General features: G+C 70.2%; 15 protein-coding genes and 2 pseudogenes. 10 read left to right on the plus strand and 7 right to left on the minus strand.

The window, feature by feature from the left end:
- Positions 1-34: 34 nt before the first annotated feature.
- Positions 35-3,199, minus strand: coding sequence for a glycosyltransferase (locus tag BBK82_RS14220; RefSeq protein WP_237048187.1), 3,165 nt, complete (start codon positions 3,197-3,199; stop codon positions 35-37).
- Between the two features lie 351 nt (positions 3,200-3,550).
- Here BBK82_RS14220 and BBK82_RS14225 point away from each other — a divergent pair, with 351 nt between their 5' ends.
- From BBK82_RS14225 to BBK82_RS14235, 3 genes are all read left to right on the plus strand, one after another.
- Positions 3,551-3,925 carry a hypothetical protein gene (locus tag BBK82_RS14225; RefSeq protein ID WP_030465567.1) on the plus strand — a complete coding sequence of 125 codons (375 nt, stop codon included), beginning with the start codon at positions 3,551-3,553 and terminating at the stop codon, positions 3,923-3,925.
- A gap of 147 nt (positions 3,926-4,072) precedes the next feature.
- Complete coding sequence (locus BBK82_RS14230; protein ID WP_065915452.1) at positions 4,073-4,417, plus strand: hypothetical protein; 345 nt, start codon at positions 4,073-4,075, stop codon at positions 4,415-4,417.
- Positions 4,418-4,512: 95 nt separating this feature from the next.
- A complete protein-coding gene (locus BBK82_RS14235) occupies positions 4,513-4,749 on the plus strand; it encodes a hypothetical protein (RefSeq protein WP_065915453.1) in 237 nt (78 codons plus the stop codon).
- A gap of 57 nt (positions 4,750-4,806) precedes the next feature.
- Here BBK82_RS14235 and BBK82_RS14240 read toward each other — a convergent pair whose 3' ends face one another.
- Complete coding sequence (locus BBK82_RS14240) at positions 4,807-6,588, minus strand: gamma-glutamyltransferase family protein (protein WP_065915454.1); 1,782 nt, start codon at positions 6,586-6,588, stop codon at positions 4,807-4,809.
- A 19-nt stretch (positions 6,589-6,607) separates the two neighbouring features.
- Positions 6,608-7,907 (minus strand): annotated as a pseudogene (locus BBK82_RS14245) (UDP-glucose dehydrogenase family protein).
- Between the two features lie 334 nt (positions 7,908-8,241).
- Between BBK82_RS14245 and BBK82_RS14250 the strand changes: the two are divergent.
- Complete coding sequence (locus BBK82_RS14250) at positions 8,242-8,976, plus strand: SDR family NAD(P)-dependent oxidoreductase (RefSeq protein ID WP_065915455.1); 735 nt, start codon at positions 8,242-8,244, stop codon at positions 8,974-8,976.
- Here the strand turns inward: BBK82_RS14250 and BBK82_RS14255 are convergent.
- Positions 8,973-10,603 (minus strand): annotated as a pseudogene (locus BBK82_RS14255) (TM0106 family RecB-like putative nuclease). The gene BBK82_RS14250 and the pseudogene BBK82_RS14255 sit on opposite strands and share 4 nt — an antisense overlap.
- Before the next feature lie 83 nt (positions 10,604-10,686).
- Between BBK82_RS14255 and BBK82_RS14260 the strand changes: the two are divergent.
- The gene (locus tag BBK82_RS14260; protein ID WP_065915456.1) at positions 10,687-11,121 is read left to right on the plus strand and encodes a DUF6474 family protein; all 435 of its coding nucleotides are present in this window, start codon (positions 10,687-10,689) and stop codon (positions 11,119-11,121) included.
- On the opposite strand, the gene BBK82_RS14265 is transcribed toward BBK82_RS14260, so the two are convergent.
- Positions 11,099-12,748, minus strand: a complete 1,650-nt coding sequence (locus tag BBK82_RS14265) for a BCCT family transporter (RefSeq protein WP_083267954.1) — start codon at positions 12,746-12,748, stop codon at positions 11,099-11,101. The two genes, BBK82_RS14260 and BBK82_RS14265, sit on opposite strands and share 23 nt — an antisense overlap.
- Positions 12,749-12,806: 58 nt before the next feature.
- Between BBK82_RS14265 and BBK82_RS14270 the strand changes: the two genes are divergently transcribed.
- The 4 genes from BBK82_RS14270 to BBK82_RS14285 are packed head-to-tail and all read left to right on the plus strand — an operon-like array spanning position 12,807 to position 15,668.
- Positions 12,807-13,322, plus strand: coding sequence for a hypothetical protein (locus BBK82_RS14270; RefSeq protein ID WP_154697311.1), 516 nt, complete (start codon positions 12,807-12,809; stop codon positions 13,320-13,322).
- A gap of 51 nt (positions 13,323-13,373) precedes the next feature.
- On the plus strand, positions 13,374-14,105 hold the full coding sequence (locus BBK82_RS14275; RefSeq protein WP_065915458.1) for a YcnI family copper-binding membrane protein: 732 nt from the start codon (positions 13,374-13,376) through the stop codon (positions 14,103-14,105).
- Positions 14,106-14,112: 7 nt separating this feature from the next.
- Entirely contained in the window at positions 14,113-14,652 is a 540-nt protein-coding gene (locus BBK82_RS14280; protein WP_065915459.1) for a copper resistance CopC family protein, read from the plus strand.
- On the plus strand, positions 14,649-15,668 hold the full coding sequence (locus tag BBK82_RS14285) for a copper resistance D family protein (protein WP_065915460.1): 1,020 nt from the start codon (positions 14,649-14,651) through the stop codon (positions 15,666-15,668). Before BBK82_RS14280 ends, BBK82_RS14285 begins: the two co-directional genes overlap by 4 nt.
- On the opposite strand, the gene BBK82_RS14290 is transcribed toward BBK82_RS14285, so the two are convergent.
- Entirely contained in the window at positions 15,661-16,494 is an 834-nt protein-coding gene (locus tag BBK82_RS14290; protein WP_065921059.1) for a LysR family transcriptional regulator, read from the minus strand. The two genes, BBK82_RS14285 and BBK82_RS14290, sit on opposite strands and share 8 nt — an antisense overlap.
- Before the next feature lie 88 nt (positions 16,495-16,582).
- On the opposite strand from BBK82_RS14290, the gene BBK82_RS14295 reads away from it, so the two are divergent.
- Complete coding sequence (locus tag BBK82_RS14295) at positions 16,583-17,302, plus strand: SDR family oxidoreductase (protein WP_179953772.1); 720 nt, start codon at positions 16,583-16,585, stop codon at positions 17,300-17,302.
- Positions 17,303-17,433: 131 nt separating this feature from the next.
- Here the strand turns inward: BBK82_RS14295 and BBK82_RS14300 are convergent, their stop codons facing one another.
- On the minus strand, positions 17,434-17,751 hold the full coding sequence (locus BBK82_RS14300; protein WP_237048188.1) for a hypothetical protein: 318 nt from the start codon (positions 17,749-17,751) through the stop codon (positions 17,434-17,436).
- Between the last annotated feature and the right edge of the window lie 115 nt (positions 17,752-17,866).

Here is a 17,866-nt window from a genome sequence, read left to right on the forward strand (position 1 = left end):
ACCAGCCTCAGGGCCCTTCTTCGTTGCCGGGGAACTACTTCAGCAGACCTTCGAGCACCGTCCGGGCGACCTGCGGGCCGAACTGCGCCGCGATCTTCTCCTTGCCGGAGCGCGACAACCGGTACCAGAGGTCGTCGTCGCGCAGCAGCCGCACGACGGCGGCGGCGAACTCGGCCTCGGTGTCACCGCAGAGCACGTCCTGCTCCGGCATGAGGTGCATGCCTTCCAGCGCAACGGAAGTGGCGACGACCGGGATGCCCTCGCTGATGCTTTGGCCGACCTTGCCCTTCACGCCGGCGCCGTACCGCAACGGCGCCACGGTCATCCGGGCGCGCGCGTAGATCGGCTTGAGGTCCGCGGCGAACCCGACGACCTCGACGCCCGCGTCCTCGTCGTCGAGCGCGAGCACGTCCTTGGTCGGGTTCGAGCCGACCAGGCGCAGCGTCGCGTCCGGGATCTCCTTGCGCACCAACGGCATGATGGACTTGGCCAGCCACTCGGCCGCGTCCCGGTTCGGCGTGTGGTCGTAACCGCCGACGAACACGACGTCGGTGCGACCGTCCACAGAGGTCGGTGTCCAGTCGACGGCGTGCACGTTGGACAGCACCCGCACGTCGGCCTCGGGTTCCAGCCGGCGCAACAGCTCCTGCTCGGCCTCCGACACCACGAACGTCACGTCGGTCGCGCGCACCAGGCCCAGTTCCAGCTCCCGCGAGGCGGACGCCTTGCGCCGAAGACCGCGACCGGCCTCCAGTCCCTCCTCGCGTTCGGCCAGCGCCGCCTGCCGTTCCAGCCGCAGGAAGTGCACGTCGACCGTGTCGTAGGCGATGACGCACTGCGGCGAGCGCGTGCGCAGCTCCTCCAGCATGATCCACGCGACGCTCGGCCTGGACAGCAGCGCGAACGACAGCTCCGCGCCGACGTCGCGCAGGAACTCCCACTGCCGTTCCTGGTGGGTCAGCACGGTGATCCCGAGCTGACGCAGCTCATCAGCGTCCTTCTTGTGCTCGGCGCCGTTGGCCGCGAAGAACACGACCCGGCAGCCGAGACCGACCAGCTCCTCCAGGATCGCGCGCATCCGCACGGAACCGGAGTCCATCCGCGTGAGCGGCACCTGGTGGTCCATCACCAGCACCAGCGGTCCACCCCGGTCGAACGGGTCGCGCTGCCGGGCGAGCCAGAGGTTCGCGGGTGTCGGACCCGGCAGCTGCCGGGCGAGCTCGTCGGCCCACTTCTCCGCGAACACCGTGCGGTTGAGCTCCTGGTGCCGCTTGACGCCACCGCTGACGTCCTTGCCGTGCGAGATGCCCTCGTGGTGCACGACCACTGACTCCGGCTGCACGACGACGCGGTGCCCGGAGGCCCTGATCGCGAACGCGAGGTCGGTGTCCTCGTAGTAGGCGGGCGCGAACCGGGTGTCGAACCCGCCGATCCGCTCGAAGAGGTCTCGGCGCACCAGGATCGCGGCGCCGGAGCAGTAGTCGACGTCGCGCACGACGTTGACGGCCTGGTCGTTCGGGTCGCCGTTGCGGCCGTAGTTCCAGCCGGTCGCGTCGGACCAGATGATGCCGCCGGCCTCCTGCAGCGTGCCGTCCGGGTAGACGAGCTTCGCGCCGACGAGGCCGATCCGGTCGTCCGAGTTCGCGGTCTCGACCAGCGCCTCCAGCCAGCCGCGGGTGACCTCGGTGTCGTTGTTGAGGAACAGCAGCAGCTCGGACTTCGCGTTCTCGGCACCGAGGTTGCAGGCGCCGATGAAACCGAGGTTGCGCGGCGTGCGGACCAGCCGGACGCCGGTGCACGCGGCGAGCTTGTCCGCGCTGTCGTCCGGCGAGGCGTCGTCGACGACGATGACCTCGAACGGCACCGTCGAGTGCACGCTCTCGATGCTCAGCAGGCACTGGCGGGTGTAGGACCACTTGCCGTGCACCGGGACGATGATGCTGACCAGCGGCTTCTCGCTGGTGTGCACCGCGACGGGCGTCGCCGGTGCGGCCGGTGCCACCTCGGCCACGGTGCCCGGCTGGCGGCCCATCGCCCGCTCGTAGGTGTCGCGCAACGTGCTGCCGCGCGGCGCCACCTTCTCCACGACGCTGCGGTACTTGCCGAGCGCGCGCTGGACCACGGCGTTCTGCTCGTCGACCTGTCTCTGCAGCCTGGCCACCTCGGCCTCGGCCCTGACCGCGCGCTGTTCGAGCGCCGTCGCGGAGTCCCGCATCCAGTCGATGACGGCCGCGAACCGCTCGGAGCTGCGCTGGGCCTGGTAGAGCTCACCGGAGAGCCGCTCCCGCTCGGCGTGCGAGTCCCGCACCGCCTCCAGCGCGGCGAGCTTGTCGTGTTCCTCGGTGTGGCGGTACTGCTCCAGCGTCTGGATCGTCGACTTGAGCTGCTCGACCTCGGCGCGGCTGTCCTCGTAGAGCTCGCGCAGCTGGGTGGTCGTGCGGTGCACGAGCGTGAGCTCGGGGTCGAGCATGATCGCCGCGACGGGGAGCGCGGGCAGCTGCTGCTGGGAGGCGACCGCGAAGAGGTAGGTGTGCGGCAGCCCGTGGTCGACCGTCCAGCGGTCGCCGGTCGACAGGGCGGTGTGGGTGCTCACCGGGCCCTGGACCGGGCTGGTCGCCGTGATGACCGAGCCGACGGCGACGTTCTGGCGGTAGAGCGCGACATTCGCGTACTCGGAGCGGAGCAGGTCGGCGAACTCCTGCTCGCTGAGCTCCTTGAGGTGGAACTCGTTGCAGTTCTCGTGCTGGTGGCTGTAGACCTCGGTGTCCGGCGTGCTCATCAGGACCAGGCCGCCGGGGGCCAGGCGGGCGCGGATCAGGGCCAGCAGGCCGGGGTGGTCGGTGACGTGCTCGATCGCCTCGAAGCAGGTGATGACGTCGAACGGCGCCGCGTCGGCCAGGACGGAGGGGTCGGTGATGGAACCGACCACGAAGCTCAGCGCGGGGCCGCCGTAGTTGTGCTGGGCGTGCTCCACGGACGGGCCGTCGATGTCGACGCCCACGACCTCGGCGGCGGTCTCCGCCAGCATCGCCGAGCCGTAGCCCTCACCGCTCGCGAGGTCGAGCACCCGCTTGCCGGCCACGAGGTCCCTGGCGAGGGCGTAGCGGTGGTAGTGCTCGTAGACGACCTGTGTGTCCTCGGTCCACGGAACGCACCGCTCGCCAGTCCACTCAATCCGCCGGTCCAACTCAGAGTCCACGACCGGTGATTCTGCCCGACGTCTCACCTGCGGCGTGGCGGGTACGTACAACCTCGCAGGAGTGCTACACGTCTAGTACTTGTGTAAGTCACCACTCGGAGGCGACACATGTGGATCAGCGTGACGTTAGTCACATTGGGTGGTTTGGCGTTCTTGACGCGAACCGTGACGGCCGTCCTGGCCGTTTCCTCCCGCAAGAAGGCTTGCGACTACACTAAGCCACAAACGTCCACCAATTGAGATACTCGTTCGGACTACGGCTTACGGACGAACGTCGACTTACCGTACGATCCTTTCGGGTCGTATGACTGAACGGTCCCCTCAAAGGGACCTCACAGGGGTAGGTGCGCCATGGACCACGCACTGAGCAAGGTCATCGAGCTGCGCGAAAACGGCTTCCAGTTCCTCCACCTGAGGGACGACGCCGGGCAGCTCGACCGCATCATGGCGTTCAAACAGCGCAGAGGCTTCATCGATTCCATCCTCTTCTGGTCGGAGACCGAAGCACGGGCGGGTCGACTGCCGGCGGTGCGCGACTCCGCGAGGCCGGCGCAGGCCGTCTGGATCTACGAGGGCCCGTTGGTCGAGGCCGTGGACCGGTTGCTCGACCTGCCGGAGCCCGGTGCGCGCAACGCGCCGTCGTTGATGAAGGCGACCGCTTCCGATTTGGCCGTCGTGACGACGCTGCCGTTCAAGCTGAAGCTGCCGCCCGGCGCCATCGCCTGACGCGTTTGTTGCCCTTTTTCCACACCGCCCTCATTCCGGGCGCAAATCAACGCTGCGCCGAATAGCCCACCCGAACGCGTGAAGAAGTTCCCCCTCCCGGATTACGGAGCTTGATGTAGAGGGGTCGGGTGCGAAACTTTCGCGCCCATGAACCTCAGGAAGACCGTCGCGGGGGCCGCTGTTGCCCTCGGCAGCGCCACCGTCATGCTCGGCCTGGGTGGGATCGCACACGCCGACACCGCGTCCGGCGCGGTCCACACCGCACCCGACCTGGGTGGCCAGCTCGGCGACGTCGCGGCCGTGGGTGACCTCGCGTCCGTGAACACGCACGACGTCGACGGCAAGATCCAGGCGATCAACGGTCAGACCGCTGACGTCAACGCGCTCGTCGAGAACGTCGACGCCGGCGCGTCGGGCCTCCCGGCCGCCACGCTGCTCGGCCTGACCGAGCCCACGGGCGTGCCGACCGGCGCCGCGTCCGTCGACATCTGATCCACCCAGCACTTCCTGGCCGGGGCGGCGCCCGGTTCCCTCCCCCTCGAACCGGGCGCCGTTCCACTTTTCCGACCTTCTAGGAGCGAAACGCCTTGAGCATCAAGAAGATCGTCGCTTCCGCCGGTATCGCCGCCGGTGCACTGGCCGCCATGGCCGGCACCGCGAGCGCGAGCCCGTTGCCCGCGGTGGGGCTGTCGCAGCTGCCCCAGGTCGACCCGGTCGCCGAGGTCGGTGAACTGGGTGAGCGCGTGGGCATCGCGGCGCTGCAGGACTTCGGCGGTCCCAACGCGGAGGTCGTGCACAACGGCACCGCGCTGCTCCAGGGCTAGGGCGTGTCCCGTGAGTCCGTTCGATGAGAGTCGCGGTCGAGAGTCCCGGGACACGCCCTAGCGGCCGACTGCGTACCCCTGCGCGCCACGTGGGTTGGCACCGGCGCGCAGGAGTCCGTCCGAGGAGTCCCTCGACACGGCGGAGAGCCGTCCGAGGGTCCACTCGCCGGCGTCCACGACCTGGTGGCCACGCGCACGCAACGCTGCCAGCACGTCCGCGCCGGCGCGTGACTCGATGACGAGCTCGCCGGGAGTCCACGCCCGCGGGTAGAACGAGCTCGGGAACGCGTTCGAGTGCCACATCGGCGAGTCGATCGCCTCCTGCAGGTTCAGGCCCGCCCTGTGCGCGAGCCAGAAGCCGAGCTGCCACTGGTCCTGCTGGTCCCCACCGGGCGTGCCGAACGCGAGCACGGCTTCCCCTCCGCGCAGGGCCATCGACGGCGAGAGCGTGATCCGCGGGCGCTTGCCGGGTGCGAGCGAGTTCGGCAACCCCTTGTCCAGCCAGAACATCTGGGCGCGGCTGCCGAGGCAGAAGCCCAGCGACGGGATCGTCGGCGAGGACTGCAGCCAGCCGCCGGACGGGGTCGCGGACACCATGTTGCCCCAGCGGTCCACGACGTCGACGTGCACCGTGTCACCGCGCGTCACGCCGGAGCGGGCCACCGTGGGCTCGCCGATCGCGCCGGTCGGGTCGGACACCAGCGTCGCCGGGCCGCTGACGATGTGCTTGGGCAGCAACGGTTGCCGGCCGTCGGGTGAACCGGGGCACAGCTCGTAGGAAGCGCTCTCCCCGATCAGCGCACGGCGTTCGGCGGCGTAGGAGCGCGACAGCAGGGTGTCGACGGGGACGTCGTCGACGTCGCCGTACCAGGCCTCGCGGTCGGCGAACGCCAGCTTCGCCGCCTCGACCGCCAGGTGCACGGTGTCCGCGGTGGGCTTGCCATCCACATAGGACAGGTCAAAGCCCTCCAGCAACCGGAGCTGTTGCGCGAGAACGGGTCCCTGCGTCCACGCACCGGGCTTGACCAGCGTCCACTCGCCGAAGTCGACGGTCAGGGCGTCCTCGTACGACGCTTCCCATACCGCCATGTCGGCGCCGGTCAGCACGCCGGCGTGGTCACGGCCGGAGTCGTCGCGGTGGGCGGTGCGGCAGAACTCGTCGATCTGCGCGGCCACGAAGCCCTGAGACCACGCCCGGCGCGCCGCCTCGATCTGCGCCTCGCGGTCGGCACCGGCGGCCTCGGCGGCGGCGAGCAGCCACTCCCAGGTGTCGGCGAGCGCGGTGTTGCGGAAGCGGCCGCCACGGGCAGGCAGCGCACCGCCGGGCATCCACTGCGCGGCCGAGGTGGTCCAGTGGTCGCGGAAGAGGTCGGAGACGCGGTCGATGGTGTCGACGACGCGGTCGAGGATGGGGAAGCCGTCGCGCGCATAGCCGATCGCGCGGTCCAGCACTTCGCGCAACGACTTGGTGCCGTAGTCGCGCAGCAGGGTGAGCCATCCGTCCCAAGCACCCGGCACGGTCGCCGCGAGCAGACCACTGCCGGGGACCAGTTCCAGGCCGAGACCGGTGTAGTGCTCGATCGTCGCACCGGCGGGCGCGACGCCCTGGCCGCTCAGCACCCGCGGGGCCTCACCGGCCTTCGCGAAGACGACCGGCACCTCGCCGCCGGGGCCGTTGAGGTGCGGTTCCACGACCTGGAGGACGAATCCGGCCGTGACGGCGGCGTCGAAGGCGTTGCCGCCGTCCTCCAGCACGGCCATCGCCGCTGCCGAGGCCAGCCAGTGGGTCGAACCGACCATGCCGAAGGTTCCGACGAGTTCGGGGCGCGTGGTGAACACCCCATAAAGGTATGCGACGCTAACTAAATTGCGTGACGCCGAGTGACGCACGCCCCACGCCCGAATGGAGCAGACCCGCGCGCTGCAGGGCGTCCGGGTCCAGGTGGTTGCGGGAGTCGACGACCGTGTGGCCGTCCATGAGCTCGGACACGCGGACCCAGTCGAGCGTGCGGAACACCGGCCAGTCCGTCAGCAGCACGACGGCCTCGGCGCCCTTGACCGCCTGGTACGGGTCGTCGACCACCAGCATCCCGGCGATCGGCCCGGTCACCTCGGGGTCGTACGCGGTGAGCTCGGCGCCTTCGAGCACCAGCTGCTCGGCGACGGCCAGCGCCGGCGAGTCGCGCAGGTCGTTCGTACCGGCCTTGAAGGCGAGCCCGAGCACGCCGACCCGCACGCCGGCGAGCGAGCCACCGCACGCCACCCTGACCTTCTCGACGACGCGGAGCTGCGCGCGGACGTTCGCCTCGATCGTGGAGCGGATGAGCCCGAAGTCGACACCGGCGGCGTCGGCGATCTGCACCATCGCGTGCGTGTCCTTCGGCAGGCACGACCCGCCCCAGCCGGGTCCCGGCCGCAGGAACGACTGGCCGATCCGCTTGTCGTAGCCCATGCCCTCGGTGACCGACTCGACGTCGGCGCCCAGCCGTTCGCACAGCTCGGCGACCGCGTTGACGTAGGAGAGCTTCATCGAGGAAGCAGTTCGCGGCGTACTTGACCATCTCGGCGCTGGCGGCGTCCATCAGCACGGTCGGCGCACCGAGCTTGGCGAACAGCGCCCCCACCCGCTCGGCCGCGGACGGCGAGTCCGACCCGACGACGATCCGGTCGGGGTGCAGGAAGTCGCGGACCGCCGTGCCTTCGCGCAGGAACTCCGGGTTCGACACGACCGCCACGTCCTCACGGCCGAGCAACGCGCGCACGCGTCCCGACGTGCCAACGGGAACCGTGGACTTGGTGACCACGACCGTCCCGTACGGCAGCACGTCGCGGATCTCCGTGGCGACCGACTCGACGGCGCTCAGGTCGGCCGCACCACCGGCACCCATCGGCGTCGGCAGGCAGAAGAACACGACCTCGGCGCCCTCGACGGCGGGAGCGGCCCCGACCACGAACTCCAGCCGCCCGGCGGCCTGGCCTTCGACGACGAGCTCGGCGAGCCCCGGTTCGAGGATGTCGACCTGGCCGGCGCGCAGTCTGGCCACCTTGAGCGCATCGACGTCCGCGCACACGACGCGGTGTCCGAGAGAAGCGAGGCAGGCCCCCGTGGTCAACCCCACGTAGCCGGTGCCGACGACCGCGATCCGACGGGCGAACATGGGGGTGACCCTGACATCCCCAGTTGGCCGCTGGGGGAACACCGTACGACTTTCGTCGTAGCTGACCGTGACAGATCTCCTACCAGAGGTCTACCGGCGCGGGCGATGTTTCGAACACCTTCGAACGGCACAGTTCATGGCATGGGAGTTCTGCTGATCGCAATGATCTTCATCGGCCTCGCCGCGCTGGCAGCGGTGCCCCTCGTGGCGCTGCTCCACTGGTCCGACCGTTGATGCCAGTCCAGAAGTTGATTCTCGGGTAACGACCGTTAACCTCCTCGCGAGCAGCTCGCTTCGAGGAGGATGAAGGCATGGAGATCTCGGTACCGCGGCCATCGTCACCGGTGGCGCCTCCGGTCTCGGCGGCGCGACCGCACGCGCGCTGGCGGCTCGTGGGGCGCAGGTCTTCGCGCTCGACCTGCCCGGCGCCATCGAGAAGGCCGACGCCGTCGAGAACGTCACCTACCTGGCCGCCGACGTGACCTCCGGCGAAGAGGTCCAGGCCGCCGTCGACACCGCGGCCGGCTCCGGCGCCCCGCTGCGCATCACGGTGAACTGCGCGGGCATCGGCCCCTCGACCCGCACCGTCGGCAAGTCCGGCCCGCACGACCTCGACCTGTACCGCAAGGTCATCGAGGTCAACCTCATCGGCACCTTCAACGTGCTGCGCCTGGCCGCCGCCGCCATGGGCAAGACCGAGGAGCTCGAGCACGGCGCCCGCGGCGTCATCATCAACACCGCCTCGATCGCCGCGTTCGACGGCCAGATCGGCCAGGTCGCCTACGCCTCCTCCAAGGGCGGCGTCGTCGGCATGACCCTCCCGGCCGCGCGCGACCTGTCCTCGGTGGGCATCCGCGTGCTGACCATCGCACCCGGCATCGTCGACACCCCGATGCTCGCCACGGTCTCGGACGAGTTCCGCGCAGGCCTCGCCGCGGGCGTCCCGTTCCCGAAGCGGCTCGCGCAGCCGTCGGAGTACGCGCAGCTCACCGTGTCGATCGTGGAGCACGACTACCTGAACGGCGAGGTCATCCGGATGGACGGCGCTCTCCGCATGGCTCCGCGCTAGAGATCTCCGGCGAACGGCAGCTTGGACATCGCGTCCGAGGTCATCCACTCCCGCAGGCGGTGGGTGGCCCGGACGTCGTCCTCGTTGTACTCCAGCAGCCGGCGCCGCTGGTCCGTGTCCAGCGCGTCGCCGTTCATGCCGACCGCGGACCGGTACCAGCGCATGGAGTTCTCGCCGCCCGCCTCCGGGTCGCGCCAGGAGAAGCCCGCGACCGGGGCGATGATCTTCAGGCCCTTGCCGTGGGCGCAGAGGAACTGTTCGCGGACGATGCCGAACAGGTCGACCCACGAGTCGGAGCCGATGAACTCCTTGACCTGCGCCACGGTCGGGATGCCGGGCTTGCCGGCGAAGCGTTCGGCCGACGCCAGGAGCCAGCGGTTCTCGGCCAGCTCGTTGTAGCAGTAGGCGCGGAAGGACAGGCCCCGTGCCTTGGCGCGCAGGCGGATGCCGGTGAGCCAGGTCCAGAAGTCGGCGAACGAGCGGGCCTCGTCGTCGCACGGCAGCTCGTCCCACGTGACGAACGCGCGGTAGCCGTGCGGTTCGTCGATGTCCTTGCCGGACAACAGGCATCCCCACATGTAGGCGCCGAGGTCGCCGAAGCTCTCCATGTCGACGTCGACCTCGACGTCGGCGCGGGGGACGTCCATCCGCGGCACGCGGCGGACCAGGGTGAGGTCGCGCAGCCAGGCGCGGGCGAGGACCACGGCGTCGCCGAACGGCATGCCGACGAGCTGGATCGGGCCTTCCGCGGCCGGGTCCAGCTCGGCCAGCTTGTCCACTGTGGACAGGCCGATCTTGCGCAGTGCCACGGCGTCCTCGCCGCGCACCACCAGCGACACGTCCCGGCCCTGTCGGAGGTCGCTGTCGCAGGCCGGCCACCACGGGCAGGTCTTGCAGTCGACGATCCGCGACGGCTTGGCGAGCGGCTCCTTCTGGTTCGCCGCCGCCAGTGCGACGGAGAGCCGGTCGGAGAAGCGGGCGTCGTACTCGGCCAGTGCGGTGCGGCCGCCCGGCCAGGTCGGGGCCTCCAGGTCGTGCCACAGCACGACGTCGGCGTCCATGCCGATCACGCCGCCGGTCGCGCGGCCGTTCGTCGCGTAGCCCGCCGCCTGCAGCTGGCGCTGGGCGTGGGCCAGCCGGAGCTGGTCGCGGGGGGCGACTTGCGCAAGGGTGGTGCCTGCGCCGGCAACGGCATGGTCAGCGGGCTCGTGCGCGCGCCCTGGCCGGGATCGGTGATCTTGTGCCGCACGACGAGCACCGGCACGTACCCGGTCGCGTCCTTCACCAGCAGGTCGATGCCACCGCGGCGGCCACCGCGCGGGTCGCGCGGCAGGGCGGCGCCCCAGATGTACGGCGCGCCCATCTCCATCGCGGCGAGCGTCACGCGTTCGCGGTCCGCGCTGCGCACGTCCGGTCCGTTCGGCACCTCGAGGAGGTTCGAGCCGACGATCCGCGCGAGCGCGTCCGCGACCGCGCGACGGTGGTTCGTCGCGTCCGCTTTCCGTTGTTCCGAAGCCGGATCGGGCGCCGCCTTGGGAGCGTCGCGCATGTCCGGATCGTTTTCGAGGTGCACCCGCCGCCGACAACGAGTGACCACGCCGGCGTCTAGCTGCACCTGGGAAGTCACAGGTTGCAGGGTATGTCGCGCGCCTACCTGATGTGTCGGCAACCTGGGCAGTAAGTTTCACGTGACGGAGGAGGAGCACCCGAATGGCGCGCAAAGCGAAGACCGGCTTCACGCCCGGCCGAGCCAGGAACCTGGTCGGTGTCGCGAAGGTGGTGGCGCCGGCGCTGATTCCGGTGCTGGCCCCCGTGATCGTTCGCGGAGCTGGGGTTTTGAGCGAGCAGTACGACCGCTACCGCGCGCGCAGGCTCGGCATCGACGTCGCCGACATCGGCAGGTACTCCGGTCACGGCGCCCGGCTGCACGCGCGGATTGTCGGTTTCTCGGAGTCGCTGGAGGCTTTGCGCGGCGCGGATTCCAATTGGGTTTCGAAGACCGAGGCACGGCTCGCGCAACTGCTCGCCGCCGTTCGCGCTTCCGAACGCATGCCGACGGCCCGGCGCAAAGCAGCGCACCGGGCCGTCGGAACGGATCTGGACGTGTTGGAGCAGGAGCTGCTCAGGCGCCTGAACGTGCGCTGACGTCCGGCGTCCTGCCGGTCACCTTCGTCACGGCCTCGACAGCGGCCTCCTCGACCACCTGACCGGGGTCGAGGTGCGCGGTGACCTCCTCCATCACCTCGGCCACGCGTTCCTCCCGCCTGATCATCGGGTCGGAACGCAGGTCCTTGGCCAGCGAGACGCACAGGCCGACCATCACGACCATGAACGGCAGCGCCGCGATGATCGTCAGGTTCTGCAGGCCCGTCAGCGCGTTCGAGCCGCCGACCAGCAGCATCACCGCCGCGACGGCACCGGTCAGCACGCCCCAGAAGATCACCACGGGCTTGGTCGGCCGGATCGTGCCCTGCTGGGAGAGGGTTCCCATCACGATCGACGCCGCGTCCGCGCCGGACACGAAGAAGATCGCCACCAGGAGCATCACGACCACCCCGGCCACCGCGGCCAGCGGGAACTGGTCGAGCAACGCGAAGAGCTGCGACTCCGGCGTGGCCTGACCGGCGAGGTCGGCACCGGCCCGCTGCTCGAAGATCGCCGAACCGCCGAGGATCGCGAACCACACCAGCGACACCCCGGACGGCACCAGGATCACACCGGCCACGAACTGCCGGATCGTGCGACCGCGGGAGATGCGCGCGATGAACGTGCCGACGAACGGGGTCCAGGAGATCCACCAGGCCCAGTAGAAGATCGTCCACGACGACAGCCACGCCTCGGTCGCCTCACCACCGGACGCGGCGGTCCGACCGGCCATGTTCGCGAGCTCGCGGAAGTAGTCGCCCAGCGCCGTGGGCAGCAGGTTCAGGATGAACACCGTCGGCCCGACCACGAACAGGAACAGCGCCAGCACCACGGCCAGCACCATGTTGATGTTCGACAGCCACTGGATGCCCTTCGCGACACCCGACACGGCGGACGCGACGAACGCCACGGTCAGGATCGCGATGACGGCGACGAGCAGGCCCTTGCCGGCCTGACCCACCCAGCCGGCCGCCTCCAGCCCGCTCCCGATCTGCAGGGCGCCGAGACCGAGGGAGGCGGCCGAGCCGAACAACGTGGCGAAGATCGCCATCACGTCGATCGCGCGGCCCCACCCCGACGCGGCCCGGCGACCGAGCAGAGGGGCGAACGCGGCGCTGATCAGCGACGACCGCCCACGGCGGAAGCTCCCGTACGCGATCGCGATGCCGACGACGGCGTAGATCGCCCACGGGTGCAGGGTCCAGTGGAAGAGCGTGGTGGCCATGGCGGTCTCGAGGGGGTCGCCCTCGGTGCCGGGCGGCGGCTTCACGAAGTGCGTGAGCGGCTCGTTCACGCCGTAGAACATCAGCCCGATGCCCATGCCGGCGCTGAACATCATCGCGACCCACGACACGGTCTTGAACTCGGGCTTCTCGTCGTCACGGCCGAGCGGGATCTTGCCGTAACGGCTGAACGCGAGCCAGAGGGCGAACAGCACGAAGCCGGACGCGGTGAGCACGAAGGCCCATCCCAGGTTCTGGATGACCCACCCGAGTGCGGTCTTCGACGCCGAGGCCAACGAGTCGGTCCCGATGATCCCCCAGGTCACGAAGGCGAGCGTGATACCTGCGGCAACGCCGAACACGACCCGGTCGGTGCGGCCCGGCTGGTCGCATTGGTTGTGCATGCGGCCCTAGATACCCACTCATAGACCTCGGCAAACCCGTCGGATTACCCTCAGGTGCGTGAGCCCCCGGTCGAGTGAGATGCGCACCCTTCGCGGTGCCGTTCTCGCGGTGACCTCGGCGGCGCTCACGATCGCCGCCCACGGGCTCGGCGGCGGCGAGCTGCCGGAGTTCATCCACGCGTTGCCGCTGGTCGTGCTGATCGCGTTCGCGGCGGCGTCGCTCGCGGACAAGCGCACCGGGAAGCTCTCGCTGATGGCGGGGCTCGCCGCGGCGCAGCTCGCCCAGCACCTGCTGCTGACCTGGGTCAGCCACGAGCACACCGGCACGCTCACCTGGCAGATGTTCGGGGCGCACCTCGTCGCCGCGACGCTGACCGGGCTGCTGCTGTTCCACGCGGAGAACGCGCTGTTCCGGCTGTTCGCCGCGGTCACCCGCCTGATCCCCCGCAGGCTCACGCCGCAACCGGTGCTCACGCCGGTGCGCGCGTTCACCAGCACGCCCTACCTCCGGCGCGCACACGCCGCCGAGCTGAGCCGTGCCCACGGGCTGCGCGGCCCGCCCTGTGGTTCCTGACGACCCCAACACCCCCTGCATCTCCCCTTTGGCATCAGGAGCCACATCTTCATGTCCACAAATCGCTTTGGCGTGCGCACGCTCGCCGTCCTCGCCGTCGCCGGACTCGCCGTCCTCGGCACCCCCGTCGCCGCATCGGCGCACGTCAGCGCCCAGCCCGCGGAGTTCACCCAGGGCGGCCGCGCGACGTTCGCGTTCCGGGTCCCGAACGAGCGGGACAACGCGGGCACGACCAAGATCGAGGTCACGCTGCCGCAGGACACCCCGCTCACCTCGGTGCGCACCAGGCCGATGCCCGGCTGGAAGGCCGAGGCCGTGAAGGGCAAGCTCGACAAGCCCGTCACGGTGGGCGGCAAGGAGATCACCGAGGCGTTCAAGACGATCACCTGGACCGCGGAGCCCGGCACGAAGATCGGGGTCAACGAGTACCAGGAGTTCTTCGTCGCCCTCGGCACGCTGCCGGAGAAGGACACCCTGCTGCTGCCGACCAAGCAGACCTACGAGAACGGCGAGGTCGTCGACTGGAGCCAGCCCACCGGCTCCGACGGCAAGGAGCCGGAGCACCCGGCGCCCGCGCTGAAGCTCGCCCCGAAGAAGGCCGGTGACGACGGCCACGGCGGCCACGGCACGACCCCCGCGGCGAACGAGACCGACACGCACGCGGCGTCGGCCGCCGGTTCCGACCAGACCGCCCGCTACCTCGGCGGCGCCGGCCTGGCCGTCGGTGCGCTGGGCCTGGGCTTCGGCATCGGCGCGATCCTGCGTTCGCGCAGGAAGGCGTGACGCGAGCATGAAGCGCGCACTCATCGCGTGCCTGATCGCGGGTGCGGCCGTGCTCACCACGGCCGCGCCCGCCTCGGCGCACAACGCACTGATCAGCAGCGACCCCAAGGACAAGTCCTCGCTGGAGGTCGGCCCGTCCACGGTGACGCTGACGTTCGACCAGGACGTGCAGGGCGGCAAGGACATCAACACGATCTCCGTGGTCGACGCGAACGGCGGCCACTACGAGGCCGCCGGCGACCCGAAGATCACCGACAACGCGGTGTCGACGCAGGTCAACGCGCTCGGCAAGGCCGGTCAGTACAAGATCGGCTACCGGATCCTGTCCGCGGACGGCCACCCGGTCTCCGGTGAGCTGACGTTCACGCTGACCAAGGACGGCACCGGCACGCCCACCACCCCGCCGAACGCCAACGCGGCGAGCGGTGGCGACTCCGGTGGCGGCATCCCGCTCTGGGTCTGGATCGTCGGCGCCGTGGTGCTGCTCGGCGGCGGCGTGTTCTTCGCCCTGCGCGGCGGTGGCGGCACAGGGAGCTCCAAGGCATGAGCGACGTCCGGACCACCGCCCCCACCCACTACCGCGTGCTCGCCGGCCTGGTGTTCGGCGCGCTCGCGGGCATCGCCCTCGGTCTCGTGCTCGCACCACCGGTGGTGGTCGCCGGGGTCGTGGACGCCGGGGCGGCGGTCCGGTACGGCCTGCCGGTCACCCGCGTGCTGCTGGACGTGTCGGCGACGGTCGTCGTCGGCCTGTCGATCCTGCCGAAGCTGCTCGGCTTCGACCGTCCCACGCACACCGAGCCGGTCATGCGGATCGCCAGGCCGGCCGCGGTCGTCGCCGCGGCGGTCTGGGTGGTGACCGCGCTGCTCGCGATCATCCTGCAGGCCGCCGAGCTGCGGCCGGGCAGCGACGTCAGCATCGGCAACGCGGTCGACTACATCGCGACGGTCGGTGCCGGCAAGGGCCTGCTGTTCAGCGCGGCCTGCGCGTTCGTCTACCTGCTGGTCGGCGTGCTGGCGGTGCGCAACGGCGAGTCGGTGCCCGCCGAGCTGCGGATCCTGATCTCGATGTTCGGCCTGCTGCCCATCCCGGTCACCGGTCACGCCTCCAACTGGAAGTACCACGACTACTCGATGGTCTCCATGGAGCTGCACGTGCTGGGCGCGGCGGCGTGGACGGGCGGGCTCGGCGCGTTGATGGCACTGGTGGCCTACCGCAAGGGACTGCTCGCGGTCGCGCTGCCGAAGTTCTCCAAGATCGCCACCACCAGCCTGGTCGTCGTCACGGTGACCGGCCTGTTCAACGGCCTGCTGGAGCTGGTCCTCAACCCGGTCGTGCCATTCCCGCAGTCGATGTTCACCACCGGCTACGGCCTGCTGTTCCTCGGCAAGGCGGTGTGCGCGGCCGCGGTCGCGGTGCTCGGCGCGCGCATCCGGTGGAAGCTGCTGCCGCAGATCTCGCAGCACAAGACCACGGCGATCGTGCAGTGGGCGGTCTTCGAGATCACGATCATGGGCCTGGCGTTCGGCCTGGCCGTCGTGCTGAGCCGCGCACCGGTCAGCTGACGCCCGTCGCGACCCTCACCAGGTCGGCGAGCGCGCGTGACCGGCTGTGCGGCGGCCACGCGATCACCGTCGTCACCTTCGGCGCGTCCACGACGGGAACCGCGACCAGTCCTTCGGTGAGCCTCGCGCGGAAGTCGTCCGGCACGACGGCGACGGCCCGGCCCAGCTCGATCATCTGGAACAGCTGCGTCAGGTTGCGCACCTCGATGCCGGGACCGTCCGGGTAGGTGCCGTCCGGGCGTGGCCAGCGGACGCGTTCGTCCAGGGCGCTGACGTCCGCCATCCGCAGCTGGGACGCTCCGGCAAGCGCGTGCGCGGCCGGCATCACCGCGATCTGCCCCTCGGTGTGCAGGACCTCCACGTCCAGACCGGTCGTCGGGTCGTACGGCTCGTGCAGCAGCGCGACGTCGGCCCGTCCGTCGAGCAGCGGGACGTGCGTGTTCGACTCGCACAGCAGGACGTCGACGGGGACCGCACCGGGCTGGGCGGCGTACACGTCGAGCACCTTCGCCAGCACCTCGCCGGTGCCGCCGGCCTTCGCGGCGAGCACGAGCGACGGCCGGTCGACCGCCGCGCCTCTGGTCCTGCGTTCGGCCGCGCTGACCGCCCCGAGGATCGCCCTGGCCTCGGTGAGCAGGGTCGTTCCGGCGGCGGTGAGCAGGACCTTGCGGCTGGTGCGGGTCAGCAGCTCGACGCCGAGCCGGTGTTCGAGCTGGGCGATCGTCCGCGAGAGCGGTGGCTGGGCGATGCCCAGCCGTTCGGCGGCGCGGCCGAAGTGCAGCTCTTCCGCGACCGCGACGAAGTACCGGAGCTCCCTGGTCTCCACGACGTCCACGGTATCGATACCGGTCGGGTATCGCTGCGACACCGAGGTGGTGTTGGTCTTGAGGCCGTCCGCGGGCATCGTCGAATACATGAGCGAACAGACGATTGCGCTGGTCACGGGCGCGAACAAGGGCATCGGGTACGAGATCGCGGCAGGCCTCGGCGCGCTCGGCATGAGCGTCGGGGTCGGCGCGCGCGACCCTCAGCGCGGCGAGGAGGCGGCGGAGAAACTGCGGGCGAACGGCGTGGACGCGTTCTTCGTGCCGTTGGACGTGACCGACGACGAGAGCGTGGCCTCCGCCGCAGCCCTGCTCGACGAGCGGTTCGGCCGCCTCGACGTGCTGGTCAACAACGCGGGAATCGCCGGACCGTGGCCCACGCCGCCCTCCGCCGCCACCCCGGAGGGCCTGCGGGAGGTGCTGGAGACGAACGTGATCGGCGTCGTCCGGGTCACCAACGCGGTGCTTCCCCTGCTGGGGCGGTCCGCACGACCGCGGATCGTCAACCAGTCGAGCCACCTGTCGTCGTTGACCCTGCAGACCTCGGCGACCGGGGACTACAGCCACGTCGACGGGATGTACACGCCGTCGAAGACGTTCCTGAACGCCATCACCGTGCAGTACGCCAAGGAGCTGACCGGCATGAAGGTCAACGGCGCCTGCCCCGGTTACGTGGCGACCGAGTTCAACGACTTCCAGGGACGGGAGACCCCGGCGAACGGCGCCAGGATCGCGGTCGAGCTGGCCACCCTGCCCGACGACGGCCCGACCGGCGGCCTGTTCGACAGCAACGGGACAGTGCCCTGGTAGACAGCGGGCCCCGGTGAACAGCGGGCCCCGATGAGCGGTGGCCCTGGTAGCGCTGGGGCCATTGTTCTACGTGAAACATCCGCACACTCGGCGAGTGGCCAGTCCGGCGCGGCGAGCTGCCCACGATCGGCCTAGTCGGTGATCAGTCGGGCCGAAGATTCCTCGCGCATGCGGGCCAGCCGGTTCATCGTCCGCTGACCGCGGCGGTCCAGCTCACGGCTGTCGATCCAGCCGTTGGCGTAGTAGCGGTAGTCCTGGGCCAGTGCGACGAGCTCCGCGAGGTAGTCGGCGGACCGTCGCCTGCGCTCCTCGTCGAACGCCGCCAGCAGCGGCAGCTGGGTGTCCACGACCTCGTCGAGCAGCTGCGCGGACCGCAGCGCTCTGCGGGACCGCCACCTCCGAGTAAGGATCACGCGCCGCACCTCGCCCTTCGCCCCGACCTGCCGCACCTTAGGCCCTGTGTTTCTCGCCCGTCGATGCTGCATTCGTGTCAGAAGCTCCTGGCGTTACCGGTTCGTGTCCCACACCATCCGAACGTGCTGCTATAGGACCCAAACGAGACGC

Source organism: Lentzea guizhouensis (assembly GCF_001701025.1).
GTDB lineage: Bacteria > Actinomycetota > Actinomycetes > Mycobacteriales > Pseudonocardiaceae > Lentzea > Lentzea guizhouensis.